The sequence below is a fragment of the Comamonas koreensis genome (genome assembly GCF_014076495.1).
GTDB classification, from domain to species: Bacteria; Pseudomonadota; Gammaproteobacteria; order Burkholderiales; family Burkholderiaceae_C; genus Comamonas; species Comamonas squillarum.
In genome coordinates this window covers 3537979-3554640 of the sequence record NZ_CP043575.1, presented here as the reverse complement: position 1 = coordinate 3554640, position 16662 = coordinate 3537979, and the positions used below count along the sequence as shown (strand labels likewise).

Here is a 16662-nt window from a genome sequence, read left to right as displayed (position 1 = left end):
GCGGGCCGGATGGCCTGCGGGCTTGCTGCGATTTGCAACGAGGCGATTGTCTGCAGCGCGCGGCGGCAGACGCCGAAATTTGGAAGCGTATGCGATTTTTATACCTCAGGGGTATCAATATTTGATACTTCTATCGCGTGCAGAGCTTGGAATGCGCTCGTACAGGCACGGTGCAGCGGTCGCCGTTCAGCGGCTGCTGGATGGCGCTGCCCGCTGGCCTTCGCTGCTGGCAGATGCGGCATCCGGCGCCTGCTGTGACTGGTCTGCAGCGCCGGTACTGCCCGCAGAATCGGCCTGGGGCACGCCACCGAGCAGGTAGTGCAGGCACAGGGCCAGCAGTGCTGCGCCAGCGGCCCACCAGCAGGGGTACCAGCGCGCGGCGTCGCTGTAGCCGTCGGGGTTGCTATCCCGGCGGGCGTTGGCGCCTTCGCGTGGATCGCAGGCCAGGTCAAAGCGCGGGTCATGGGCGGGCCCAGGCTGCGGCTGCTCGGGCAGGCTGGGGTCGGCCCGGGCCAGCTCGGCATCGTCGATCAGTGGCGCGCGCTCCCATTGCTCCAGCGCGCGGCGTGCGGCGGCCCAGTCGGCATCGTCCACCAGCAGACGCACCAGGCTGCCGGCGGGCAGCTCGCCGATCGCGCCTTGCAAATGCTCGCCACTGACAAAGCTGGTGATGCCGTGCTGGCGCAGCACGTCTTGCAGAACATGGGCTTGTACGGCACTGGCCGGTTCATAAACAGTGCGCATCTTGGGTCTCCTGTTGCGGCTAGGGATCCTCTGCAAAATCCTCGCCCAATGGGATGGACGCGGATCGCCCGAGTCCGCGTCTACACCACGGCAGGGAGTTTTGCAGAGGGTCTCTTGGTCATGCAAATACTATAGCGTCTGTTGCTTTGTGGCTATGGCGGCATGACCTGCATCAAGCAAAAGTAGGCCGATCGGCAACCGGCCTGGTGGGCTGCGCGCTTTCCCTAGTCAGGGTGGGCAAAGCGGGTGGTATGTTGGTGCCTGGGGCGGTTTTTTTGGCCGCATTCAGAACCCGTTTTTGGAACAGGAGACTTTGGATGATGCACCCTGCTTGGCGTTTTCGTCTCTCCCCCCTCTGGCTGGCCGCTGGCCTGGCTGCTGGCAGTGGCATGGCCCAGGCCGCTTGCCTCGATGACGCCCAGGTCGCGCAGTGGCTGCAGGCCTATGAGGCCAAGCAGCCCGTGCCTTCGGCCGCCGCGATGACCGAGGCCGATGGCAAATGCAGCCGCAACAAGCTCAACGCCGCCTGGCTGGCCCAGGGCAAAAAGCCCATTGGCTACAAGGCGGGGCTGACCAGCGCGGCGATGCAAAAGCGCTTTCAAACCGACAAGCCGGTATGGGGTGTGCTCTACGAGGGCGCGCTGCTGCCCAACCGCAGCACCGTGCCTGCCGCCTTTGGCGCACGCCCGATGTTTGAGGCGGATATGCTGGTGCGCGTCTCCAGCAGTGCCATCAACCGCGCGACTACGCCGCTGCAGGTGCTTAACAACATCGACCGCATCGTCCCCTTTATCGAGTTGCCCGACCTGGTCGTGGAGAACCCCGCACAGCTCGATGGCGCGGCCGTCGAGGCGATGAATGTAGGCGCGCGCATGGGCGTGATGGGCAACGCCATGCCCGTGCCACAGTTCCGCGCCGAGCGCTATGCGCTGTTGAATGCACTGCAGAGCATGCAGGTCGATATCACCGACCAGAGCGGCGCGCGGCTGGGTGGCGGGCGCGGCGGCGACCTGATGGGCCAGCCGCTCAATGCCGTGGTCTGGCTCGCGCAAGCCCTGCAGGCCGAAGGCCAGCGCCTCAAGGTGGGCGACTGGATCAGCCTGGGTTCGTACTCGGCCTTGATGCCGCCCCAACCCGGGCAGCAGATCCGGGTGGATTACAAGGGCCTGGTCGGGGCGCAGCCGGTAGAGTTGCGCTTTGAGTAACCAAGCTCGGCATCAGGCCTATGCGAAGGAAGGCTCTGCCAAGTGGGCAGGGCCTTTTTTCCTCGGGATGCTCTGCAAAACCCTCGCCAAGCGGGATGGACGCGGATCGGGATGAGCAGCAAGGCGTCTTTTGCAGTCAATAGCGAGCTATTGACAAGGAGGACAACGTAGCGGATCGCCCGAGCCCGCGTTCAGACCACGGCAGGGAGTTTTGCAGAGGGTCCCTAGGTGACCGACATGCCCCGTTGTGAATGGGCAATGGCTGATAATCAGCCGGCCCTGTTCCCCAATTGCGCCCATGCCGGCTGGCTGGGCAACGATGTATGTCTGACGCCTCACCCCGCTCCAAAGCCCATCTCCCCGCCGAATTGTCCATGCCTGCCGATGTGATCGCCGAGCTGACTCCCACGATGCGCAGCGTGGTTGAGCGCATGGCCCGCGCCCAGCACACCCCCATGTGGGAGATGACGGTGCAAGAGGCGCGCCAGGCCTACGGCATTGGCGCCGGGGTGCTGGAGATTGCCAAGCCCGCACTCGCACGCGTTGAGGACTTGCACATCCCGGCGCGCGATGGTTTTCAGATCCCGGCGCGGCTCTACGCCGCCAGCTGGGACCCGCTGCAGCCGGTGTTACTCTTTACCCATGGCGGGGGCTTTACGATCGGCAGCGTGGACACGCATGACACGCTGTGCCGCGAGCTGGCCCACCTGGCTGGCTGCATGGTCGTCTCGGTGGACTACCGCCTGGCGCCCGAGCACCGCTTTCCGACTGCCAGCAATGATGCCTGGGATGCCTTGCAGTGGCTGGCGGCCGAAGGCATGGCGCTGGGGGCCGATACCGGCCGCCTGGCCGTGGGTGGCGACAGCGCAGGCGGCACCTTGGCAGCGGTCAACGCGATTCTCGCGCGCGACGCCGGTATCGACCTGGCCTTGCAGCTGCTGATCTACCCCGGTTGCGCGGCGCACCAGGATACGCCCTCGCATGCGCGCTACAGCCAGGGGCCCATTCTGACCAAGCCGATGATCAGCTGGATGTTCAGCAACTACCTGCGCACGCTGACCGACCGCGACGACTGGCGCTTTGCGCCCTTGCTGGCGCCGGATCTGCGCGGCCTCGCGCCTGCCAGCATCCATCTGGCGCAATGCGATTCACTGGTCGATGAGGGCGTGATGTATGCCGAGCGCCTGCGTGCTGCCGGTGTCGACGTGGACCTGCACACCTATGCCGGCGTGGCGCATGAATTTGTCAAGATGGGCCGCGCGCTCAAGGAAGCGCGGGCCTGCCATGCGCAGATGACCCAGGCGCTGCGTGCGGCCTTTGACTGAGCGCGGCCCTGCTGCCGAACCGCCTCTAGATTGACCATATTGTGAGTACAGAAAAGACCATGAGCACCTCTTCCCAGACCCTGTTTGACACCCCCGCCCGCAGCCTGGCCGATTTCCGCTGCCGCAGCCGCCAGCGCGTGCGCTGGTCCGAGGTCGATCTGCAGAAAGTGGTCTTCAACGCCCATTACCTGAGCTATGTGGATATTGCCATGTCCGAATACTGGCGCCAGCTGGCCGTGCCTTACGAGGAGGGCATGCAGCGCCTGGGCGGCGAGCTGTTCCTGCGCGCCTCGCAGCTGGAGTTCCATGCCTCGGCACGCCTGGACGATGTGATCGACATCGGCCTGCGCGTGGCCAAGCTGGGCAATACCTCGGTGCAGTACGAGGCGGCGATCTACTGCGCTGGCACTTTGCTGGCCACGGCCACCATGGTCTATGTGTTTGCCGACAGCGCCCAGCAGCCCCAGCCGCTGCCCGAGGCCTACCGCCGCATGGTGCAGCGCTTTGAAGCGGGCGAAGAGATGGTGGAACTGAAGACCGGCAGCTGGAATGTACTGGGCCAGGAGGCGATGCGCCTGCGCATGCAGGTCTTTGTGCGCGAGCAGGGCATTCCTGCCGAGATCGAGGCCGATGCCTTTGATGTGAGTGCGCTGCATGCGGTCGCGCTCAACGGCCTGGGCATGTGCGTGGCCACCGGCCGCATGCTGCCCAGCGCGCAGGAAGAAAACCGGGCCGATGCGATGCGCATTGGCCGCATGGCCGTCGCCAAGCCGCTGCGCGGTGGCAGTCTGGGCCGCCAGGTGCTCGATGCCTTGGTCGATGCCGCTGCGCGCCAGGGCAAGCGGCAGGTGGAGCTGCATGCGCAGCGCACAGCGGAGAACTTCTACCGCCGCGCTGGCTTCAGCGTTGTGGGCGAGCCCTATGAGGAAGCAGGCATTGCCCATATCTCGATGCAAAAAACGCTGCGCTGATCAATGGCGGGCCGCTTGTCTTACCAATGGGGCTATGCAGCGGTTTGATAACTTGACCAATAAAAAGCCGGGTCTGGTTTCCCAGACCCGGCAAGTGTGATGGTCAAGATGCGCTTGAGTAGTTGTTCCGTCATGCTTGCAGGGGCTGCTTGAACGGCTCCTGCTTGCAAAGTCCCGCAATTTTAGCAAATTGCAGCGCAAATGCCATAAAAATTCTGTAACGGCTGCCGGGGGGCCTTTTTTGACTGAGAAATTGTCGTATTTGTGATGAAGCAGACAGTTACCACTGTCGTGGGACATCACAAATAGGCGATCAGATGTCTTCCTTGAGCGTATAGGGCAGGCTCAGTAGCTGCAAGGCCGCGCCGGTGCTGCTGCCCAGGTGCAACGGCTCGCTGGCGGCCGTAATCTGCATCGATACCAGGGCCTCAAAGCCCGATGCGCTGGCAGCGGCCTGCACCACGGTGCCCACCGGCTGGCTGTCGTCGCTGGCGGCAAAGACCTCCTGGCCCGGCTGGGGCTGCGCGGCCGAGGCGAGCCGGTACATGCGGCGCTTGAGCGTGCCGCGGAACTGGCTGCGTGCGACGACCTCCTGGCCGGGGTAGCAGCCTTTTTTGAAGCTCACGCCATCGACCGATTCAAAGTTCAGCATCTGGGGCACAAAGGCATCGACCACCGGCGTGGTGATCAGCGGCACGCCCGCCTGCACCATCGACAGCTGCCAAGCCTGCGGCGCAATGGCCGGGCTGCCTGAGATTTGCGTGGGCAGGGCGCTGGCGGCGGGGGCGGCGAGCAGTGCGCGGCTCTCGCCTTCGGCGGCATAGAGGCGCACCATCGACGCATCGCCCAGCGCCAGCACCTGCCAGGGCGCCAGGCTGCGGGCCTCGGCGGGCACAGCATCACCGGCCAGGCCCAGCAGTTGCACGGCCTCGGTCGCGTCGCTCAGCTTGCACTTGGCGCGCAGCACAAACATCGACAGACGCTTGAGCGTGGCGGGCAGCACATCGCGGCTGGTGATGAGCCAGAACTCGTCTGCGCTGCGTTTGATCACGATAAAGCTGGCCTGCATGCGGCCCTTGGCCGACAGAAAAGCCGCCAGCCGTGCCTGGCCCACGGGCAGCAACTGCACATCATGGCTGAGCTGGCCCTGCAAGAAGCTGGCGGCATCGGCGCCCTCGGCGCGGATCACGCCCAAATGCTGGAGCGAAAGGTGTCCCTGTAATGCTTGAGTCATGGGGTGAATTATGATGCTCGCTCCATTGCACGGAGGCGGTAGGGTTGTGAAGCGTTTATTCAAGTTGATTGTTGTGCTGGCACTGGCCGCTGCCGGTGCGGGCTATGTCTGGCTGAACCAGCCACTGGTCCTGGGCAAAGGCGGCGCCACCGTGGAGCTGGAGATTGAGCCGGGCACCTCGCCGCGTGCCGTCGCCCAGGCGGTGCGGGCCGTGGGCATCGAGGTGAACCCCGATCTGCTGTACTGGTGGTTCCGCCTCTCGGGCCAGGACCGCAAGATCCGCGCGGGCAACTACGAGATACCCGCCGGCACGTCGCCGCGCAGCCTGCTGGCGCGCCTGGTGCGCGGTGAAGACAGCCAGCGCGTGCTGACCATTGTCGAAGGCTGGAACCTGCGCCAGATGCGTGCGGCCATGGCCAGGGAAGAGCACCTGCGCCACGACACGGCAGCGATGACGCCCGAAGAGATCATGGCAGCGCTGGGCCGGCCCGATATGCCGGCCGAAGGCCGGTTTTTCCCCGACACCTATGCATTTTCCAAGGGCAGCAGCGACCTGGCCTTGATGCGCCGCGCGATGCTGGCGATGGACAAGCGGCTCGAAGCGGTCTGGTCGCTCAACCCCTCGGACAGCCCGCTCAAGAGCCCGCAGGATTTGCTGACGCTGGCCAGCATTGTTGAGAAGGAAACCGGTAAGGCAGAGGACCGGGCGATGGTGGCGGGGGTTTTCATCAACCGCCTGCGCATCGGCATGCTGCTGCAGACGGACCCGACCGTCATCTACGGCCTGGGTGAAAAATTCGATGGCAATCTGCGCAAGCGCGACCTGCAGACCGATACGCCCTGGAACACCTATACCCGCGCTGGCTTGCCACCCACACCGATCGCCATGCCCGGCAAGGCCTCGCTGATGGCCGCCATCCAGCCTGAGAACACCAAGGCGCTGTACTTTGTCGCCAAGGGCGATGGCAGCAGCCATTTCAGCCAGAGCCTGGACGAGCACAACCGTGCGGTAAACACCTATATCCGCGGCAAGTAGTCGCGGGCACTGGCGAAAGCCGGACTGTTGAGCAAAGCCAGCCATAGCGCTGGCTTTTTCGTTTCAGCGCGGGCAGGGGGGCCGGCGTGTTATGGGCTGCCGCTGCCCAACGCCTCGGTGTAGAACGCGTAGCGCCCCCGGCCCTGCTGCTTGGCCTGGTAGAGCGCCCTGTCGGCCTTGCGCAGCAGGCCGTCCGGGTCTTGCGTGTCAGAGGGCTGGGTCAACAGGGCAATACCCACGGACACGCCGATGCTGACGCGCTGGCCTTCGATCACATAGTCGGCGCTGAGCTTGTCGATCACCCGCTGGGCCAGGCTGGCAGCGGCTTGCGCCGAGGAGGCGTTTTGCACGATGCAAAATTCGTCACCGCCCATGCGCACCACCAGGTCGGTGTCGCGCAGCAGCTCACGCAAGCGCTCGGCCACCGCGCACAACAGCGCGTCGCCAGTGGCGTGGCCGAGGGTGTCATTGACCTGTTTGAAGCGGTCCAGGTCCAGATACAGCAAGGCGCCTGCGGTGCCGCCCGGCGAGCAGATCGGCTTTTGCAGCAGACTGCGGTTGGGCAGGCCGGTGAGCGGGTCATGCAGCGCCAGGTAGGCGACCTCGGCCTGCGCACGCTTGCGGTCATCCACATCTTCGAGCACGCCCAGCCATTCGCTGATGCGCTGCTGCTCGTCCACAATGGCGGCGCCCCGGGCGCGCATCCAGCGCCAGGCGCCGTCCTGGGTGCGCAGGCGCAACTCCACATCCAAGGTGTGGCGGGGGTCCGTCAACAGCGGCACCGCCTGGTTTTGCAGCTGCGCGGCGTCCTCGGGGTGCACATGGCGCAGCCAGCCCAGCTGCAGCGCCTGCGCATCTGGCGTGCCACCCAGGGCCTGCCAACCGACGATGGACAGCGCGCGGCCTTTGGCATCGAGGCTCCACTGCACCGACGCACCGGCATGGGCCAGGGTGCGCGCGCGCTGCTCGCTGGCGGCCAGCGCAGCGGCTGCCTGCTTTTGCGCAGCCAAGGTCGACTCGATGCGCGCGCGTGCGCGGCTGAGGCTCTGGCGCAGGATCTCGTACTCCTGCACCACCAGCACTTGGCCGCCACCGGTGGCCGCGGCATAGGAGGCGCCGGTGCGCGTGCTGATGGTCAGCTGGCGGATGGGGCGCAGCAACTGGCGTGAGACCCAGGCGCACAGCAGGCCCGCAATGGCCAGCGCAAAAAGGCTGGCCAGCACGATATGGGTGACCGGTGTTTGCCAGCGGGCGTTGAAGGCTTCCAGTGGCTCACCGGCCACCACCACCCAGCCGGGCGTCTTGGGCAGCTGGTAGAAGCTGAAGATCACCTGGCCGCCATCGGCCCGCAGGGCCTCGAAGCTGCCCCGGTTGGCACCCACGGCCTGCAGCCTGGCCCAGTCGGGCACGGTGGTGCCGATAAAGCGTTCGGCCTGGGCCGAGCGCGCCAGTATCCGGCCCTCGCCATCGGTGATGGCTATCAGCACACTGTCGCTGGCCTGGCTGGGCGCGATGCTCACCATCTCAGCCGGTGGTGTGGTCAGCACCAGCACCTGGGGCGATGCAGCGCCCAGGCGCACGGCCATCGCCACTGCGGCCTGGCCGTCCTGGAAAAAAAGCTGTGAAAAAGCCGGCGCACTGCTGCGCAGCGCCTCCTGGGCCAGTGCCAGCTGCACGGGCAGCAACGCAGGCGCTGCCGTCGAGGCCATGTCCGCTTGGGTCTGGCCGGGGCGCAGCAGCACCAGGCTGCTGGGCGCGGCCATGCCGGTCAGCCGCAGCCAGCGGTCCAGCGTGCGGGGCGATGAGAAGTCGCCGTCCGCCACAAAGGACTGCAGCATGCCGGCGCGGTTGAGCAGATCAGACTCGGCCGCCTGGCCCAGGTTGCTGGTGATGTCCAGCATGCGGTTGAGGCTGCTGTCTCGGTAGGACTGGGCCACATGCTGCACCGTGTAGATGCCCGCGGCCAAGATGGGCAGCGCTGCTGCCAGCATCAGCAGCACCAGGTAGGTGCTCAGCGAGCGCGCACCGGCCACAATGGGCTCCAAGGCAGGGCCATTGGTGTCCATTCCTTCAGCGGGCAAAAGGGTCTGGGCAGATGATGCGGGCATGGGTGGGGCTGGACCCTTTCCCACGGCGCTGGGCCGGAGGCGGACACGGGTGCAGCTGGGGGCTGGAAAGAGGCCGACTGGATTATCGGGAGTGGTCCGGGGCTTTTTCAGCGACAGCGAGTGACTCTGACAATTGTTATAGGAGTGGTTTGCCTCTGCCTCAGCAGCCTCACGAGGGCGATGCCGGGTCTGTCACTTATTCACAACGGTCCAAGCCAAGTCAAGCCCAGTTGGAGGCCAGCATGGCCAAGCCCGCCAGGGTCAGCAGGCCCAGCACCACGCGCTTGAAGGCCACATCGCTGATGCGTTCATACAGGCGCGCTCCCCACAGCGAGGGCAGCACCATGGCCGGCAGCGCCACCGCCAGCTGCGGCAGCATGCGCTGGCTCACCAGCCCGGTGGCCACATAGCTGGCAAAGGTGACGGCCAGCATCGTGAGGTTGAAGTTCTGGATCACCTGGCGCTGGGTGTCGCGCGCCATGCCGGTGATCTGGCACCACAGGGTGGGCACCACGCCCGAAAAACCACCCAGCGCCGCCATGGCCCCACCGGCCAGCCCCGCCAGCCCATTGGCCAGCGCACGCCCAGGGCCTCGGCTGAGCCGCCCCGATGCGATGCCGCCCAGCCGGTGGGAGAAGGCCATCAGCGGGCAGAAGATGACCAGCAGCGCGCCCAGCACGGTCTTGAACAGCTGGGCATCGAGCATGGGCAATAGCTTCAATCCCAGCGGCAGGCCGCACAGCCCACCCAGCACAAACGGCCACAGCATGCGCCCGTCAAAGCCGCGCCGCACCTTGAGCGCCTGGATGATCTGCCCGCACAGGCCGCCAAACACCGCCAGCACCGCCGCGAGCGCGGGCTCCAGGGTCCAGGCCCACAGGGCCATGGCCGTCATGCTGTAGCCAAAGCCCGAGAGGCCCTGCACAAAGCCGGCGAGCGCTGCGCCCATGGCGATGACGAGGATGCTGTCCATGCCGAGAAGTCTCCGCGCTCGGGTGCAGTCCCGGGCTGATTTTTGCTGATGGAGGAAGAGGCGTAAAAAAGCGACCCGGTGGGTCGCTTCGGAAGAAGCCCGAGGGCTATCTTAAGACTTAAGCCGAGGTGCCGTAGCTGTCCAGCGGCACGCAGCTGCAAAACAGGTTGCGGTCGCCATAGACGTTGTCGACGCGGCCCACGGGGCTCCAGTACTTGGCGCGGCGCAGCGCAGGCACGGGGTAGGCGGCGGCTTCACGGCTGTAGCTGTGGCTCCATTCGCTCGCCAGCAAGGTCTCGGCGGTGTGGGGCGCGTTCTTGAGCAGGTTGTCATCCTGCGCGGCACGGCCCGCTTCAATGTCGGCGATCTCGCCACGGATGGCGATCATCGCTGCGATGAAACGGTCCAGCTCGTACAGGCTCTCGCTCTCGGTGGGCTCGACCATCAAGGTGTTGGGCACCGGGAACGACAGGGTCGGCGCGTGGAAGCCGTAGTCGATCAGGCGCTTGGCGACGTCCTCGGCCATCACGCCGCAGCTGTCCTTGAAGTGGCGCAGATCCAGAATGCATTCATGGGCCACATGGCCGTGCTCACCGGCGTACAGCGTTGGGAAGTGGGCTTCGAGGCGCTTGCTGATGTAGTTGGCGTTCAGAATCGCCGTCTCGGTGGCGCGCTTGAGGCCGGGCTCGCCCATCATGCGGATGTACATCCAGCTGATCGGCAGCACGGCGGCATTGCCCAGCGGCGCGGCGCTCACGGCCCCCACCTTGCCGGGCACGCCCGCCGTGGCATGGCCGGGCAGGAAGGGCACCAGGTCTTCGACCACGCAGACGGGGCCGACGCCGGGGCCGCCACCGCCGTGGGGGATGCAGAAGGTCTTGTGCAGGTTCAGGTGGCTGACATCGCCGCCGAACTCGCCCGGTGCGGCCAGGCCGACCTGGGCGTTCATGTTGGCGCCATCCACATAGACGCGGCCGCCATGGCTGTGCACCAGCTGGCACAGCTCCTTCACCTGGGTCTCGAACACGCCGTGCGTGCTGGGGTAGGTGATCATGATGCAGGCCAGGTTGGCGCTGTGCTTTTCGCAGGCCAGTTGCAGGTCTGCCATGTCCACATTGCCGTTCTCATCGCACTTGGTGACCACCACCTGCAGGCCCACCATCTGCGCGCTGGCCGGGTTGGTGCCGTGGGCGCTGCTGGGGATCAGGCAGATATTGCGGTGCGCCTGGCCCTTGGAGGCGTGGTAGGCCTTGATGGCCAGCAGGCCGGCATACTCGCCTTGCGAGCCGGCATTGGGCTGCAGGCTGATGCCGGCGTAGCCGGTGGCCTGGCACAGCCATTCGCGCAGCTGGGCATCGAGCAGCGCATAGCCTTGCAGTTGCTCGGCCGGTGCAAACGGGTGCATGTTGGCAAACTCGGGCCAGGTGATGGGGATCATCTCGCTGGTCGCGTTGAGCTTCATCGTGCAGCTGCCCAGCGGAATCATGCTGCGGTCGAGCGCCAGGTCCTTGTCCGACAGGCTGCGGATGTAGCGCAGCATCGCGGTCTCGGAGTGGTGGGTGTTGAAGACCGGGTGGGTCAGGTAGGCGCTTGTGCGCTGCAGGCCTTCGGGGATCAGCGAGGTGCTGCCTTCGTCCATCGCCTCGATATTGGGCAGGGCCTGGCCGGGCTGGGCGAAGATGCTCCAGATCAGTTCCACATCGGCGCGGCTGGAGGTTTCATCCAGGCTGATGCACAGGTACTCGCCCCAGGCCTTGCGCAGGTTGGCGCCCTGGGCCAGCGCGCGCGCCAGGATGGCGTCGGTGGCGTCCTTGGTGTGCAGCGACAGGGTGTCGAAAGCGCTGTCATGGTGCCGGGCGCTGAAGCCCAGCGCCGCCAGGCCACGGCTCAAGATGGCGGTGAGGCGTGCCACGCGCTGGGCAATGCGCTTGAGGCCGGCCGGGCCGTGGTAGACCGCGTACATGCTGGCGATCACCGCCGGCAGCACCTGGGCGGTGCAGATGTTGGAGGTGGCTTTTTCGCGGCGGATGTGCTGCTCGCGCGTTTGCAGCGCCAGGCGGTAGGCCGGGTTGCCATGCACATCGACGCTGACGCCGACCAGGCGGCCTGGCAGCGAGCGCTTGTAGTCGTCGCGGCAGGCCATGAAGGCGGCGTGCGGGCCGCCGGCGCCCATGGGCATGCCAAAGCGCTGGCTGTTGCCCACGACGATGTCGGCACCCCATTCACCGGGCGGGGTGATCAGCGTCAGCGCCAGCAGGTCGGTGGCCACAATCGCGGCAGCCTGCTTGGCGTGGATGGCATCAACGTCGGCCTTCCAGTCGACGATCCAGCCGCTCGAGGCCGGGTACTGGATGACGGCGGCAAACAGCTCACCGGCCAGCGCAGATTCCCATTCGTCCTTGCTGTTGGCCACCAGCACCTCCAGGCCCAGCGGCGCGGCACGGGTCTGGATGACCTCGATGGTCTGGGGATGCAGATCGCCTGCCAGCACGATGCGGTTGCTCTTGGACTTGACCGAGCGCTTGGCCAGGGTCATGGCCTCGGCAGCGGCCGTGGCTTCGTCGAGCATCGAGGCGTTGGCGATGGGCATGCCGGTCAGGTCGCAGACCATGGTCTGGAAGTTGACCAGTGCTTCCATGCGACCTTGCGAGATTTCGGCCTGGTAGGGCGTGTAGGCGGTGTACCAGGCGGGGTTCTCCAGGATGTTGCGCAAAATCACGCCCGGCGTGAAGGTGCCGTAGTAGCCCTGGCCGATAAAGCTCTTGAGCACCTGGTTCTTGCTGGCCAGGGCCTTGAGCTCGGCCAGCGCGTCCGCTTCGGTCACGGGCTCGGGCAGCTCCATGGGCTTGCTGCGCACGATGGAGGCGGGCAACACCTTGTCGATCAGCGCATCGAGCGAGGGCAGGCCCAGTGCTGCCAGCATGCTGGCCTCGTCGGCGCTGCCGGGGCCAATGTGGCGGGCGATGAATTCACTGGCGTTTTCCAGCGCGGCGAGGGGCTCTTTGGAGGGCATCAGCATGGTCCGAAGCGGTGTAGTGGGAGAGGGTGATGGCTGGCGCCGTATCAAAGAGCGCGGGCAGCGAGGAAAAAAGTGGGTCAGCCCGAGGGCTGGCCTGCTGGTGGCCTGCAAAATGTTCAGTGGCAGACCAGCAGCATGGCCAGGTCGTCAGGCGTTGGCGGCGAAGTCGTTGTAGGCGGTCTCGTCGAGCAGCGCGTCGAGCTGGGACACATCGCTCAGCTTGACCTTGAAGAACCAGCCGCTGTTGAGCGGGTCGGAGTTGGCAAGCGAAGGGTCATTGCGCAGTGCTTCGTTGACTTCGACGATCTCGCCGGTCACGGGCATGAAGACGTCGGCAGCGGCCTTGACGGACTCGACCACACCGGCCACATCGCCCTGGTTGAACGAGGCGCCGACTTCCGGCAGGTCGACAAACACCACATCGCCCAGCGCGTCTTGCGCATGGACGGTGATGCCGACGATGGCGGCGTTGGTGTCGGCGCTGTTGATCCATTCGTGGTCGCGGGAGAACTTGATCGTCATAGGAATACTCCAGTTTTGTAGGCGTGAATTGTGCTCGGGCGGGTGCAGAAAGCCGCACCCAGCAGCTACTTTAGCCGCGGAAATAGCGGGGAGGGACAAAAGGCATGGCTGCCACCTCGACCGGGACGGGTTTGCCGCGCACCATCGCATGCAGCTGGGTGCCGATGGCTGCGAGGGCTGGCTCCACATAGGCCATCGCAATGGGCTTGTCGATGGTCGGGGCCAGCAGGCCGCTGGTGGTCACACCCACGACCTGGCCAGCCAGGCTGCGAATCTCGACCTGCTCGCGCACGGGGATGCGTTCTTGCGCGACCAGGCCGACGCGCTTGCGCGTCAAGGTGGCCGGGTTGTCGATCTGGGCGAGCACCTTGTCAGCACCGGGAAAGCCGCCTGCGCGGGCACCGCCCGTGCGGCGCACTTTCTGGATCGCCCAGTTGAGGCCGGCTTCGGGTGGGGTGGTGGTGGCATCGAGGTCGCTGCCGTAGAGGCACAGGCCCGCTTCCAGGCGCAGCGAGTTGCGCGCGCCCAGGCCAATGGGCTGCACCTCGGGCTGGGCCAGCAGCTTGCGCGCCAGCGCCTCGGCCTCATGGCCGGCCACCGAAATCTCGAAACCGTCCTCGCCGGTGTAGCCGCTGCGGGTGATAAAGCAGGCAATGCCGTCCACGTCGAAGTCGCCACCGGTCATGAACACCGGTTGCTCGACGCCGGGCGCCAGACGGGCGAGGGCCGTGGCCGCCTGGGGGCCTTGCAGCGCCAGCAGGCCCTGGTCGGGCAGTGGCAGCACCTGGCAGCGCTGGCCGATGCGTTCGCGGATCAGCGCCATATCTGCCACCTTGCAGGCGCCGTTGACGATGACGAACAGCTCTTGCTCCGAGACACGAAAGAACATCAGGTCATCGACAATGCCGCCTTCGTCATTGAGCAGCAGGCCGTAGCGCTGCTTGCCAATGGCCAGGTCGATCACATCGACAGGCACCAGGGTCTCGAAGGCAGCGGCCGCGTCGGGGCCGATCAGGCGCAGCTGGCCCATGTGCGAGACATCAAACAGGCCCGCTGCCGCGCGGGTGTGCTTGTGCTCGGCGATCAGGCCTTGCGGGTACTGCACGGGCATGGAATAGCCGGCAAAGGGCACCATGCGGGCACCCAGCTCGATATGCAGGGCGTTCAAAGGGGTGGACAGCAGGGCGGATGCGTTGGCGGACATGGACTCTCCAGGGCAAATAACAGGGCATGCAGCCGTTGCCGGTTGCACGCTGTTTGCCCTGCTGTCCGCTTTACCTGAGAGATTCACCCGCCGCTTTGAGGCCTGGGGGCTTGCTCCTTCGGTGGATGGCGTCCAGGCGCCATCTCTCTCCAGCTGGGAACGCCGGCAGGCTCATGCTGCGCGGCGGGCGCCAGTCCTTTTGCCTGAGCGTTCAGCAGCTGCATCTGCAGTAGCCTGCGCCTTCGGCGGCCGCGCTGCGCGTTGGGAACCAACGGGGGCGACTCTCTCCTGACTGCCGCGATTCTAGCGGGAACTGACCGCCCGTGCCTGTAAAAGGCTGCGCCAACCCACAAAAAAGCCACCGGCAGGCGGTGGCTCAGCGTTGGCAGCAAGCCCGATCAGCGGTAGACCAGATCGCGCAGCCCCAGCGATATGCCCGGCACATAGGTGATCACCATCAGGCACAGCAAGATCACCGCGACAAAGGGCAGCAGGTGTTTGATGATCTGGTCCAGCGATATGCGGGCTACGGTGCAGGCGGCAAACAGGTTGACGCCAAAGGGCGGCGTGATCATGCCCAGCGCCAGGTTGACGACCATGATGAGGCCGAAATGCACCGGATCAATGCCAAAGTGCATGGCCACGGGCGCCAGAATCGGCGCCAGCACGATGATGGCCGCGCTGGTCTCGATGAACATGCCGATGATGAACAGCGCCGCGTTCACGCCCAGCAGGAACATGGCCGGGCTTTGCAGCACTTCTTCGAGCCAGTGGCCAATCGCATCGGGCACGCCTGCACGGGTGATCAAAAAGGCGAACAGGCCGGCATTGGCGATGATGAACATGATGATCGACGAGGAGATGGCCGATTTGCGAAGAATCGCGTACAGGTCCCGGATCTTGATCTCGCGGTAGATCAGCACGCCCACGACCAATGCATAAAACACGGCCACAGCCGACGCCTCGGTAGGGGTAAAGACGCCGCCATAGATGCCGCCCAGGATGATCACCGGCATCAACAGCGCCCAGCCTGCCTGCAACAAGGCCTTGCCAAAGCCCAGCCGGCCTTCGCCATCGGTCTTGCCCCAGCCCTTATATTTGCAGTAGGCCCAGACAAAGAACATCAATGCGGCGCTGATCAGCAGGCCCGGGCCAAAGCCGGCGATGAACAGCTCACCAATGGACACCTCGGCGCTCACGCCATAGAGAATCATCGGAATGGAGGGCGGGATGATCACGCCCAGCTCGGCGCTGGTGGCCTGCAGTGCGGCCGCATAACTCTTGGGGTAGCCGTGCTTGATCAGCGCCGGGATCAGGATCGCGCCAATCGCAAAGGTGGTCGCGACCGAGGAGCCCGAGACCGCTGCAAAGATCATGCAGGTGAGCACGCAGGTCATCGGCAGGCCACCCTGGACGCCGCCGACAATGCTCTTGGCAAATTCCACGAGGCGGCGCGAGATGCCACCGGTCTCCATCAGGTTGCCAGCCAGAATGAAAAAGGGAATCGCGGCGAGCGGGAATTTGTTGATCGCGCCAAACATCTCCTTGACCGAGATGAGCATGTTGGCATTGCTGGCCTGGATGCCCAGCACGGAGGCCAGGCCGATCGACACGGCGACGGAGACAGTGAGCGCAAAGCACAGCACCATCGTGGAAAGCATCACGGCGGTCATTGCGCGTTCTCCAGTTCGGTATTTTGGGGTTCAAGCAGGTTGCCGATGACGCCGAGCACGGCAAACAGCGCGCCGACGGGCACAGCCAGGTAGGCCCAGAACATGGACAGCGATTCGAGCCCGGCCATGGTCTGCACGCCGCCGCGGCGGGCATAGTCCCAGCCCCACCAGATCAGCACGGCCAGCAGCGCCAGCGTGGCGATGCAGACAAAACCACTCAGGAGGCGGCGCATTGCCGGCGGTGCCCAGCGCTTTAAAACGTCCACACTGACCATCGCGCCTTGGCGGAAGGCCATCGGGATCGCGAGAAACACCATCCAGATCAGGCTGAAGCGGATCAGCACCTCGGTCCATTCGGCGGGCTCTTCGAGCACAAAGCGGGTGATGATCTGGAACATGCCCAGCGTGGATGCGATGGCCAGCATCAGGCAGGCGCCAGCCATGGCGATGCCCGATGTCCAGCGCTCGAAAGCAAGAAAAGCGTTTTTCATGGTGACCGGGGTGGGCAGGCGCATCAAGAGCCGCCTGGCGCCACCGTCCTTGCGCGAGTTGACACAGCAACTGCTGGCGCCTGGCCGGCGTCAGCAGCGATGGGGTACCAAAGGAGGAGCTGCGCCGGAAAGGTGCAAGCACCTTTCCTGGCGCAGG

General features: G+C 65.4%; 13 protein-coding genes and 2 riboswitches. Of the genes, 4 read left to right on the top strand and 9 right to left on the bottom strand.

Features of this window, described 5'->3' with window-relative positions; all coding sequences use genetic code 11:
* Positions 1–186 precede the first annotated feature (186 nt).
* A complete protein-coding gene (locus F0Q04_RS16185; protein WP_182342121.1) occupies positions 187–744 on the bottom strand; it encodes a DUF2007 domain-containing protein in 558 nt (185 codons plus the stop codon).
* A 317-nt stretch (positions 745–1061) separates the two neighbouring features.
* Here F0Q04_RS16185 and F0Q04_RS16180 point away from each other — a divergent pair, with 317 nt between their 5' ends.
* From F0Q04_RS16180 to F0Q04_RS16170, 3 genes are all read left to right on the top strand, one after another.
* Positions 1062–1949 (top strand): 2-keto-4-pentenoate hydratase, encoded by an 888-nt coding sequence (locus F0Q04_RS16180; protein WP_232539369.1) that lies wholly within the window; start codon positions 1062–1064, stop codon positions 1947–1949.
* 374 nt (positions 1950–2323) lie between these two features.
* Positions 2324–3274, top strand: coding sequence for an alpha/beta hydrolase (locus tag F0Q04_RS16175; RefSeq protein ID WP_232539368.1), 951 nt, complete (start codon positions 2324–2326; stop codon positions 3272–3274).
* Between the two features lie 59 nt (positions 3275–3333).
* Positions 3334–4245 (top strand): YbgC/FadM family acyl-CoA thioesterase, encoded by a 912-nt coding sequence (locus F0Q04_RS16170; RefSeq protein ID WP_182342118.1) that lies wholly within the window; start codon positions 3334–3336, stop codon positions 4243–4245.
* 313 nt (positions 4246–4558) lie between these two features.
* Here F0Q04_RS16170 and F0Q04_RS16165 read toward each other — a convergent pair whose 3' ends face one another.
* Positions 4559–5479 carry a YgfZ/GcvT domain-containing protein gene (locus F0Q04_RS16165; RefSeq protein ID WP_116924149.1) on the bottom strand — a complete coding sequence of 307 codons (921 nt, stop codon included), beginning with the start codon at positions 5477–5479 and terminating at the stop codon, positions 4559–4561.
* 10 nt (positions 5480–5489) lie between these two features.
* Between F0Q04_RS16165 and mltG the strand changes: the two genes are divergently transcribed.
* Entirely contained in the window at positions 5490–6515 is a 1026-nt protein-coding gene (mltG, locus tag F0Q04_RS16160) for an endolytic transglycosylase MltG (protein ID WP_165841091.1), read from the top strand.
* Between the two features lie 89 nt (positions 6516–6604).
* Here mltG and F0Q04_RS16155 read toward each other — a convergent pair whose 3' ends face one another.
* From F0Q04_RS16155 to F0Q04_RS16125, 7 genes are all read right to left on the bottom strand, one after another.
* Positions 6605–8581, bottom strand: a complete 1977-nt coding sequence (locus F0Q04_RS16155; protein ID WP_182342115.1) for a diguanylate cyclase domain-containing protein — start codon at positions 8579–8581, stop codon at positions 6605–6607.
* Between the two features lie 262 nt (positions 8582–8843).
* Positions 8844–9596: a sulfite exporter TauE/SafE family protein gene (locus F0Q04_RS16150; protein ID WP_182342112.1), complete on the bottom strand. Its 753-nt coding sequence runs from the start codon at positions 9594–9596 to the stop codon at positions 8844–8846.
* 118 nt (positions 9597–9714) lie between these two features.
* Positions 9715–12615: an aminomethyl-transferring glycine dehydrogenase gene (gcvP, locus tag F0Q04_RS16145; RefSeq protein ID WP_182342109.1), complete on the bottom strand. Its 2901-nt coding sequence runs from the start codon at positions 12613–12615 to the stop codon at positions 9715–9717.
* A 147-nt stretch (positions 12616–12762) separates the two neighbouring features.
* Positions 12763–13137 carry a glycine cleavage system protein GcvH gene (gene gcvH / locus F0Q04_RS16140; RefSeq protein ID WP_021028599.1) on the bottom strand — a complete coding sequence of 125 codons (375 nt, stop codon included), beginning with the start codon at positions 13135–13137 and terminating at the stop codon, positions 12763–12765.
* A 70-nt stretch (positions 13138–13207) separates the two neighbouring features.
* Positions 13208–14341, bottom strand: coding sequence for a glycine cleavage system aminomethyltransferase GcvT (gene gcvT / locus F0Q04_RS16135; protein WP_182342105.1), 1134 nt, complete (start codon positions 14339–14341; stop codon positions 13208–13210).
* A 51-nt stretch (positions 14342–14392) separates the two neighbouring features.
* Positions 14393–14504: riboswitch (glycine riboswitch) on the bottom strand.
* A gap of 18 nt (positions 14505–14522) precedes the next feature.
* A riboswitch (glycine riboswitch) is annotated at positions 14523–14642 on the bottom strand.
* Positions 14643–14739: 97 nt separating this feature from the next.
* Positions 14740–16014: a TRAP transporter large permease gene (locus tag F0Q04_RS16130; RefSeq protein ID WP_116924144.1), complete on the bottom strand. Its 1275-nt coding sequence runs from the start codon at positions 16012–16014 to the stop codon at positions 14740–14742.
* Positions 16011–16505 carry a TRAP transporter small permease gene (locus F0Q04_RS16125; RefSeq protein WP_116924473.1) on the bottom strand — a complete coding sequence of 165 codons (495 nt, stop codon included), beginning with the start codon at positions 16503–16505 and terminating at the stop codon, positions 16011–16013. The genes F0Q04_RS16130 and F0Q04_RS16125 overlap by 4 nt, the downstream gene beginning before the upstream one ends.
* Positions 16506–16662: the final 157 nt, after the last annotated feature.

What these genes read in the sequence shown, in the direction of transcription:
- F0Q04_RS16185 (WP_182342121.1), bottom strand. Translation starts at nt 744, where the DNA reads ATGCGCACTGTTTATGAACCGGCCAGTGCCGTACAAGCCCATGTTCTG.
- F0Q04_RS16180 (WP_232539369.1), top strand. Translation starts at nt 1,062, where the DNA reads ATGATGCACCCTGCTTGGCGTTTTCGTCTCTCCCCCCTCTGGCTGGCC.
- F0Q04_RS16175 (WP_232539368.1), top strand. Translation starts at nt 2,324, where the DNA reads ATGCCTGCCGATGTGATCGCCGAGCTGACTCCCACGATGCGCAGCGTG.
- F0Q04_RS16170 (WP_182342118.1), top strand. Translation starts at nt 3,334, where the DNA reads ATGAGCACCTCTTCCCAGACCCTGTTTGACACCCCCGCCCGCAGCCTG.
- F0Q04_RS16165 (WP_116924149.1), bottom strand. Translation starts at nt 5,479, where the DNA reads ATGACTCAAGCATTACAGGGACACCTTTCGCTCCAGCATTTGGGCGTG.
- mltG (WP_165841091.1), top strand. Translation starts at nt 5,490, where the DNA reads ATGATGCTCGCTCCATTGCACGGAGGCGGTAGGGTTGTGAAGCGTTTA.
- F0Q04_RS16155 (WP_182342115.1), bottom strand. Translation starts at nt 8,581, where the DNA reads ATGGACACCAATGGCCCTGCCTTGGAGCCCATTGTGGCCGGTGCGCGC.
- F0Q04_RS16150 (WP_182342112.1), bottom strand. Translation starts at nt 9,596, where the DNA reads ATGGACAGCATCCTCGTCATCGCCATGGGCGCAGCGCTCGCCGGCTTT.
- gcvP (WP_182342109.1), bottom strand. Translation starts at nt 12,615, where the DNA reads ATGCTGATGCCCTCCAAAGAGCCCCTCGCCGCGCTGGAAAACGCCAGT.
- gcvH (WP_021028599.1), bottom strand. Translation starts at nt 13,137, where the DNA reads ATGACGATCAAGTTCTCCCGCGACCACGAATGGATCAACAGCGCCGAC.
- gcvT (WP_182342105.1), bottom strand. Translation starts at nt 14,341, where the DNA reads ATGTCCGCCAACGCATCCGCCCTGCTGTCCACCCCTTTGAACGCCCTG.
- F0Q04_RS16130 (WP_116924144.1), bottom strand. Translation starts at nt 16,014, where the DNA reads ATGACCGCCGTGATGCTTTCCACGATGGTGCTGTGCTTTGCGCTCACT.
- F0Q04_RS16125 (WP_116924473.1), bottom strand. Translation starts at nt 16,505, where the DNA reads ATGAAAAACGCTTTTCTTGCTTTCGAGCGCTGGACATCGGGCATCGCC.